This window comes from Enterobacter sp. V89_11 (assembly GCF_029967775.1).
Taxonomy (GTDB): Bacteria; Pseudomonadota; Gammaproteobacteria; order Enterobacterales; family Enterobacteriaceae; genus Enterobacter; species Enterobacter ludwigii.
On sequence record NZ_JASCAN010000004.1, the window covers coordinates 98,964 to 105,870 of the forward strand.

6 protein-coding genes and 2 tRNA genes (1 of these 8 running past the window's edge) are annotated in these 6,907 nt (G+C 54.2%); all 8 read left to right on the top strand.

The window, feature by feature from the left end:
- Positions 1–3: 3 nt before the first annotated feature.
- Positions 4–882, top strand: a complete 879-nt coding sequence (locus QLG09_RS04365; protein WP_047956012.1) for a metal ABC transporter substrate-binding protein — start codon at positions 4–6, stop codon at positions 880–882.
- A gap of 130 nt (positions 883–1,012) precedes the next feature.
- Complete coding sequence (pncC, locus tag QLG09_RS04370) at positions 1,013–1,510, top strand: nicotinamide-nucleotide amidase (protein WP_020883854.1); 498 nt, start codon at positions 1,013–1,015, stop codon at positions 1,508–1,510.
- An 89-nt stretch (positions 1,511–1,599) separates the two neighbouring features.
- Positions 1,600–2,658 carry a recombinase RecA gene (recA, locus tag QLG09_RS04375; protein WP_020883855.1) on the top strand — a complete coding sequence of 353 codons (1,059 nt, stop codon included), beginning with the start codon at positions 1,600–1,602 and terminating at the stop codon, positions 2,656–2,658.
- 68 nt (positions 2,659–2,726) lie between these two features.
- Positions 2,727–3,227, top strand: a complete 501-nt coding sequence (gene recX / locus QLG09_RS04380) for a recombination regulator RecX (RefSeq protein WP_014171334.1) — start codon at positions 2,727–2,729, stop codon at positions 3,225–3,227.
- 131 nt (positions 3,228–3,358) lie between these two features.
- Entirely contained in the window at positions 3,359–5,986 is a 2,628-nt protein-coding gene (gene alaS, locus QLG09_RS04385; protein ID WP_014171332.1) for an alanine--tRNA ligase, read from the top strand.
- A 241-nt stretch (positions 5,987–6,227) separates the two neighbouring features.
- On the top strand, positions 6,228–6,413 hold the full coding sequence (csrA, locus tag QLG09_RS04390) for a carbon storage regulator CsrA (RefSeq protein ID WP_000906486.1): 186 nt from the start codon (positions 6,228–6,230) through the stop codon (positions 6,411–6,413).
- Between the two features lie 343 nt (positions 6,414–6,756).
- A tRNA-Ser gene (locus tag QLG09_RS04395) sits at positions 6,757–6,849 on the top strand.
- 4 nt (positions 6,850–6,853) lie between these two features.
- Positions 6,854–6,907 (top strand) — tRNA-Arg (locus tag QLG09_RS04400) (it continues 154 nt past the right edge of the window).

A 6,907-nucleotide genomic window follows, 5' to 3' on the forward strand; every position in this document is an offset into this window, starting at 1 on the left:
ACGATGAAACGTACGGGATTCGTAGTGGCGCTCGCGCTGGGGATGATGTCGCAAACGGTGATGGCGAAAACGCTCAATGTGGTGACCAGCTTTTCCATTCTGGGGGATATGACCCGGGAGGTGGGCGGTGACCATGTGAACGTCACGACGCTGGTGGGGCCGGACGGCGATCCGCATACCTTCGAGCCCTCGCCAAAAGATAGCGCGGCGCTAAGCAAGGCAGATGTTGTGGTGGTCAATGGTCTGGGACTGGAAGGGTGGCTGGATCGCCTGGTGAAAGCCTCCGGGTTCAAAGGCCAACTGGTGGTGGCGTCGCGTGGTGTGCAGACGCATACCCTCGAAGAAGAGGGCAAAACCGTCACTGACCCGCACGCCTGGAACAGCGCGGCGAACGGGGCGCTGTACGCGCAAAATATTCTCAACGGGCTGGTGAAAGCCGACCCAGAAGATAAAACCGCGCTGGAAGCGACCGGAAAACCGTACATCGCGCAGCTTAAGCAGCTGGATAGCTGGGCCAAAACGCGTTTTAGCCAGATCCCGCTGGTGAAACGTAAAGTGTTGACCAGCCATGACGCGTTCGGCTATTTCAGCCGCGCCTACGGGGTGACGTTTATGGCGCCCCAGGGGTTGTCGTCAGAGAGCGAGGCCAGCGCGGCACAGGTTGCTGAGATCATTAATCAGATTAAAGCGGACGGCGTGAAAAGCTGGTTTATGGAAAACCAGCTCGACCCGCGGCTGGTTAAACAGATTGCTACAGCCACCGGCGCGCAGCCGGGAGGCGAGCTTTACCCGGAAGCGCTCTCGGCAAAAGGGGGCGTGGCAGAGACCTACGTTAAGGCGTTCCGCCACAATGTGGATACCCTCGCTGACAGCATGAAATAATCCTCGCCACCGCCGGTGCGCTCGCATCGGCTTTTTTCTGAAGCCCCCTCGTAAATCCTGCAGCGCATCCCCATATCTGACGAGAAAGTGCTATCTTGTGCTGCATGTTTTTCTAAGGCCTGGAGCGAGAATGACTGACCATGAATTGATGCAGCTTAGCGAAGTGGTAGGGCTGGCGCTTAAGCAACGCGGGGCGACCCTCACCACCGCGGAGTCCTGCACCGGCGGCTGGGTGGCGAAAGCGATTACCGATATTGCCGGCAGTTCCGCCTGGTTTGAACGTGGTTTTGTGACCTACAGTAATGAAGCTAAAGCGCAAATGATCGGCGTGCGGGAATCTACGCTCGAACAGCATGGCGCGGTCAGCGAGCCGGTGGTGATTGAGATGGCTATTGGTGCGCTCAAAGAGGCGCGCGCGGATTATGCAATATCGATTAGCGGCATCGCGGGCCCGGACGGGGGCAGTGACGTGAAGCCTGTCGGCACCGTCTGGTTTGGTTTTGCTACCGCCAGAGGAGAAGGGATCACCCGCCGGGAGTGCTTTAGCGGCGATCGCGAAAGCGTGCGTCGTCAGGCAACCGTTTATGCGTTAAAAACGCTCTGGCAACAATTTCTACAAAATACTTGATACTGTATGACCATACAGTATAATTGCACCAACAGAACAGAAATCCACGGTGAAGCACAGTCGCTTCTCCCGGCATGACAGGAGTAATAATGGCTATCGACGAAAACAAACAGAAAGCGTTGGCGGCAGCACTGGGCCAGATCGAAAAGCAATTCGGTAAAGGCTCCATCATGCGCCTGGGTGAAGACCGTTCCATGGATGTGGAAACTATCTCCACCGGTTCGCTTTCTCTGGATATCGCGCTGGGCGCTGGCGGCCTGCCAATGGGCCGTATCGTAGAAATCTACGGGCCCGAGTCCTCAGGTAAAACAACCCTGACGCTGCAGGTTATCGCTGCGGCACAGCGTGAAGGTAAAACCTGTGCGTTTATCGATGCCGAGCACGCGCTGGACCCTGTTTATGCTCGTAAGCTGGGCGTTGATATCGACAACCTGCTGTGTTCTCAGCCGGACACCGGTGAGCAGGCGCTGGAAATTTGTGACGCGCTGGCCCGTTCCGGTGCGGTTGACGTTATCGTGGTCGACTCCGTTGCCGCTCTGACGCCAAAAGCTGAAATCGAAGGCGAAATTGGTGACTCTCACATGGGCCTCGCGGCACGTATGATGAGCCAGGCAATGCGTAAGCTGGCCGGTAACCTGAAGCAGTCCAACACGCTGCTGATCTTCATCAACCAGATCCGTATGAAAATTGGTGTGATGTTCGGTAACCCGGAAACCACTACCGGTGGTAACGCGCTGAAATTCTACGCGTCTGTCCGTCTGGATATCCGCCGTATCGGCGCGGTGAAAGAAGGTGAAAACGTGGTGGGTAGCGAAACCCGCGTGAAGGTTGTGAAGAACAAAATCGCAGCGCCGTTCAAACAGGCTGAATTCCAGATCCTCTACGGTGAAGGTATCAACTTCTACGGCGAACTGGTTGACCTGGGCGTGAAAGAGAAGCTGATTGAAAAAGCGGGCGCATGGTACAGCTACAACGGCGACAAGATTGGTCAGGGTAAAGCAAATGCAATCTCCTGGCTGAAAGAGAACCCGGCTGCGGCGAAAGAAATTGAGAAGAAAGTGCGTGAGCTTCTGCTGAACAACCAGGACGGTACGCCTGATTTCGTGGTGGATAACGCGGGTGCTGAAGAAACCAACGAAGATTTCTAATTCTCTCGTTTAAAGATGAAGGGCTGCTAATGCGGCCCTTTTTGCATTTCTGAATCAGCAGGTTTTTTATGAGTGAATCGACTTCACGCCGCCCTGCCTATGCACGCTTACTGGACCGTGCGGTACGCATTCTTGCCGTCCGTGACCACAGCGAACAGGAGTTGCGGCGAAAACTGTCGGCCCCCGTCATGAGTAAAAACGGGCCGGAAGAGATTGATGCGACTGCGGAAGATTACGACCGCGTCATTGCCTGGTGCTATGAGCACCGCTATCTGGATGACGAGCGTTTCGCTTCCCGGTTTCTTGCCAGCCGTGGCCGCAAAGGATATGGCCCCGCGCGTATCCGCCAGGAGCTGAACCAGAAAGGGGTCGCCCGTGAAACCATTGAAAAGGCCATGCGCGAATGCGACACAGACTGGTGCGCGCTGGCAAAAGAACAGGCCATTCGCAAGTACGGCGAACCCTTGCCACGTGAATTTTCAGAAAAAGTTAAAATCCAGCGCTTTTTGCTCTACCGCGGCTTTCTGATGGAAGATATTCAGGATATCTGGCGTAATTTTGCGGATTGAACGCATGCGGGATTTTACTTCCCACTAAAGAAAACTTATCTTATTCCCACTTTTTCCAGTAGCTGGTCTGTCCAACGTTTTACCGATACAGGCTTGCTACGACATTTCGTTAGCTTGATTTCAGGATAATTATGAGCAAGAGCACCGCTGAGATCCGTCAGGCGTTTCTCGATTTTTTCCATAGTAAGGGACATCAGGTAGTTGCCAGCAGCTCCCTGGTACCGAACAACGATCCGACTCTGCTGTTTACCAACGCCGGGATGAACCAGTTCAAGGATGTGTTCCTTGGTCTCGACAAACGTAATTATTCCCGCGCCACAACCTCACAGCGTTGCGTGCGTGCGGGCGGTAAACACAACGACCTGGAAAACGTCGGTTACACCGCGCGTCACCACACGTTCTTCGAAATGCTGGGTAACTTCAGCTTCGGCGACTACTTCAAACACGATGCCATTCAATATGCGTGGGAACTGCTGACCGGTGAAAACTGGTTCAACCTGCCGAAAGATCGTCTGTGGGTTACCGTCTATGAAACCGATGACGAAGCCTACGAAATCTGGGAAAAAGAGGTTGGTATCCCGCGCGAGCGTATTATTCGCATCGGTGATAACAAAGGCGCACCTTATGCGTCTGACAACTTCTGGCAGATGGGCGATACCGGTCCTTGCGGTCCGTGCACCGAGATCTTCTACGATCACGGCGACCACATCTGGGGTGGTCCTCCAGGCAGCCCGGAAGAAGACGGCGATCGCTACATTGAGATCTGGAACATCGTCTTCATGCAGTTCAACCGTCAGGCTGACGGTACGATGGAGCCGCTGCCGAAACCGTCCGTTGATACCGGTATGGGTCTGGAGCGTATCGCGGCTGTTCTGCAGCACGTTAACTCCAACTACGAAATTGACCTGTTCAGCACCCTGATTAAAGCCGTTGCGCAAGTGACGGGTGCAACCGATCTGAACAACAAATCGCTGCGCGTTATTGCAGACCATATCCGTTCCTGCGCGTTCCTGATTGCCGACGGCGTGATCCCGTCGAATGAAAACCGTGGCTATGTACTGCGTCGTATCATTCGTCGTGCTATCCGTCACGGCAACATGCTGGGCGCTAAGGACACCTTCTTCTATAAACTCGTTGGGCCACTGATTGGCGTGATGGGCGCAGCCGGTGATGAGCTGAAACGTCAGCAGGCGCAGGTTGAGCAGGTTCTGAAAACGGAAGAAGAGCAGTTTGCTCGTACTCTGGAGCGCGGACTGGCGTTGCTGGATGAAGAGCTGGCGAAACTTAAGGGCGATACGCTGGACGGCGAAACCGCTTTCCGCCTGTACGACACCTACGGTTTCCCGGTTGACCTGACGGCGGACGTTTGCCGTGAGCGCAACATTAAAGTGGACGAAGCAGGCTTTGAAGCCGCAATGGAAGAGCAGCGCCGCCGTGCGCGCGAGTCCAGCGGTTTTGGTGCTGACTATAACGCGATGATCCGCGTTGATGGCGCATCAGAATTCAAAGGCTACGAAAATCTGGAACTGACTGGCAAAGTGACCGCCCTGTTTGTTGACGGTAAAGCCGTAGACAGCATCAACGCGGGTCAGGATGCGGTTGTCATTCTGGACAAAACGCCGTTCTACGCGGAATCCGGCGGCCAGGTTGGCGATAAAGGCGAACTGAAAGGCAACGGTTTCAGCTTCAGCGTAAGCGACACGCAGAAATACGGTCAGGCGATTGGCCATCAGGGCAAACTGACTGCCGGTTCTCTGAAAGTGGGCGAGGGTGTCCAGGCGAACGTTGATGAAGCTCGTCGTGCGCGCATTCGTCTGAACCACTCAGCTACGCACCTGATGCACGCTGCCCTGCGTGAAGTTCTGGGAACGCACGTTGCACAGAAAGGTTCTCTGGTTAATGATAAAGTGCTGCGCTTCGACTTCTCTCATTTTGAAGCGATGAAGCCGTCAGAAATCCGCGCGGTGGAAGATCTGGTGAATGCGCAGATCCGTCGTAACCTGCCAATCGAAACCCATATCATGGATCTCGAGGCGGCGAAGAAGAAAGGCGCGATGGCACTGTTCGGCGAGAAATACGACGACCGCGTTCGCGTGCTGAGCATGGGCGACTTCTCGACTGAGCTCTGCGGCGGGACGCATGCCTCCCGTACCGGCGACATTGGTCTGTTCCGCATTGTTTCCGAATCAGGAACGGCGGCGGGCGTGCGTCGTATTGAAGCGGTAACCGGTGAAGGCGCGATTGCCAGCCTGCATGCGCAGAGCGATCAGCTGCACGACATCGCGCAGTTGTTGAAAGGTGATAGCCAGAACCTGGGCGAGAAAGTGCGCGTTGCGCTGGATCGTACGCGTCAGCTGGAAAAAGAGCTGCAGCAGCTGAAAGAGCAGGCTGCGGCGCAGGAGAGTGCAAACCTCTCCAGCAAAGCTGTAGACATTAAAGGCGTCAAACTGCTGGTCAGCGATCTGGCGGGCGTTGAGCCTAAGATGCTGCGTACTATGGTCGACGATCTGAAGAACCAGCTCGGTTCCACAGTTATCGTGCTGGCGACAGTGGCAGAAGGTAAGGTTTCTCTGATTGCGGGCGTCTCTAAGGATGTGACCGACCGCGTAAAAGCAGGGGAACTGATTGGTATGGTCGCCCAGCAGGTGGGCGGTAAGGGTGGCGGTCGTCCGGACATGGCGCAAGCCGGTGGTACGGATGCGGCGGCACTTCCTGCGGCATTGGCCAGTGTTGAAAGCTGGGTGAGCGCGAAACTGTAATAACTACAAAGCACAAGCAGACGCCATAGCGGTAACGTTATGGCGTCTTGTTCACTGCGCTATCGATAACGATAAAGTCAGGTTGAGTTTGTGTATATCGGCTAAACTTACGTTTAACAGAATGTGATGCCGTGACTGCTTACACTTTACGTGTTTGTCATCGCTTACTTTTTGGCGTTATATGATGGATAATGCCGGGATACAAGAGACCCGACTCTTTTAATCTTTCAAGGAGCAAAGAATGCTGATTCTGACTCGTCGAGTTGGTGAGACCCTCATGATTGGGGATGAGGTCACCGTGACAGTTTTAGGGGTAAAGGGTAACCAGGTACGTATTGGTGTAAACGCTCCTAAAGAAGTATCTGTCCACCGTGAAGAGATCTACCAGCGTATCCAGGCTGAAAAATCCCAGCAGTCCAGTTACTGATATTGTCGCGTCTCGCTGTCGGGCGAGACGCAACCTCTCCCGCCATTTTTCCTGCTTAAAGTTACCGTTTAATTTCAATCGCTCTGTTTTTAACCACTCTCTTACCCTTAACTCGCCTCAACATTACTATTCTGTCATCAGTTTTCTGAGAAGATGCCTGCAAAATCCGCTTATAAAACACCCTCTTTGCAGCTTTTGCATGCGAATTGCGTGTGATTTGTGCAAACGATAAAAGCTTTTGGAAAATTGTTTGACTTATAAGTCCCAGAAAGTAATATATGCGCCACGCAGCGACGAGAAGCTCTTAATGAGTTACTCGGAGCACTCGAAAGAGGCGTTGTGTGGTGAGGTGGCCGAGAGGCTGAAGGCGCTCCCCTGCTAAGGGAGTATGCGGTCAAAAGCTGCATCCGGGGTTCGAATCCCCGCCTCACCGCCATTTTGCATCCGTAGCTCAGCTGGATAGAGTACTCGGCTACGAACCGAGCGGTCGGAGG

Coding starts and splice junctions, on each gene's coding strand:
- QLG09_RS04365 (WP_047956012.1), top strand. CDS start 4: ATGAAACGTACGGGATTCGTAGTGGCGCTCGCGCTGGGGATGATGTCG.
- pncC (WP_020883854.1), top strand. CDS start 1,013: ATGACTGACCATGAATTGATGCAGCTTAGCGAAGTGGTAGGGCTGGCG.
- recA (WP_020883855.1), top strand. CDS start 1,600: ATGGCTATCGACGAAAACAAACAGAAAGCGTTGGCGGCAGCACTGGGC.
- recX (WP_014171334.1), top strand. CDS start 2,727: ATGAGTGAATCGACTTCACGCCGCCCTGCCTATGCACGCTTACTGGAC.
- alaS (WP_014171332.1), top strand. CDS start 3,359: ATGAGCAAGAGCACCGCTGAGATCCGTCAGGCGTTTCTCGATTTTTTC.
- csrA (WP_000906486.1), top strand. CDS start 6,228: ATGCTGATTCTGACTCGTCGAGTTGGTGAGACCCTCATGATTGGGGAT.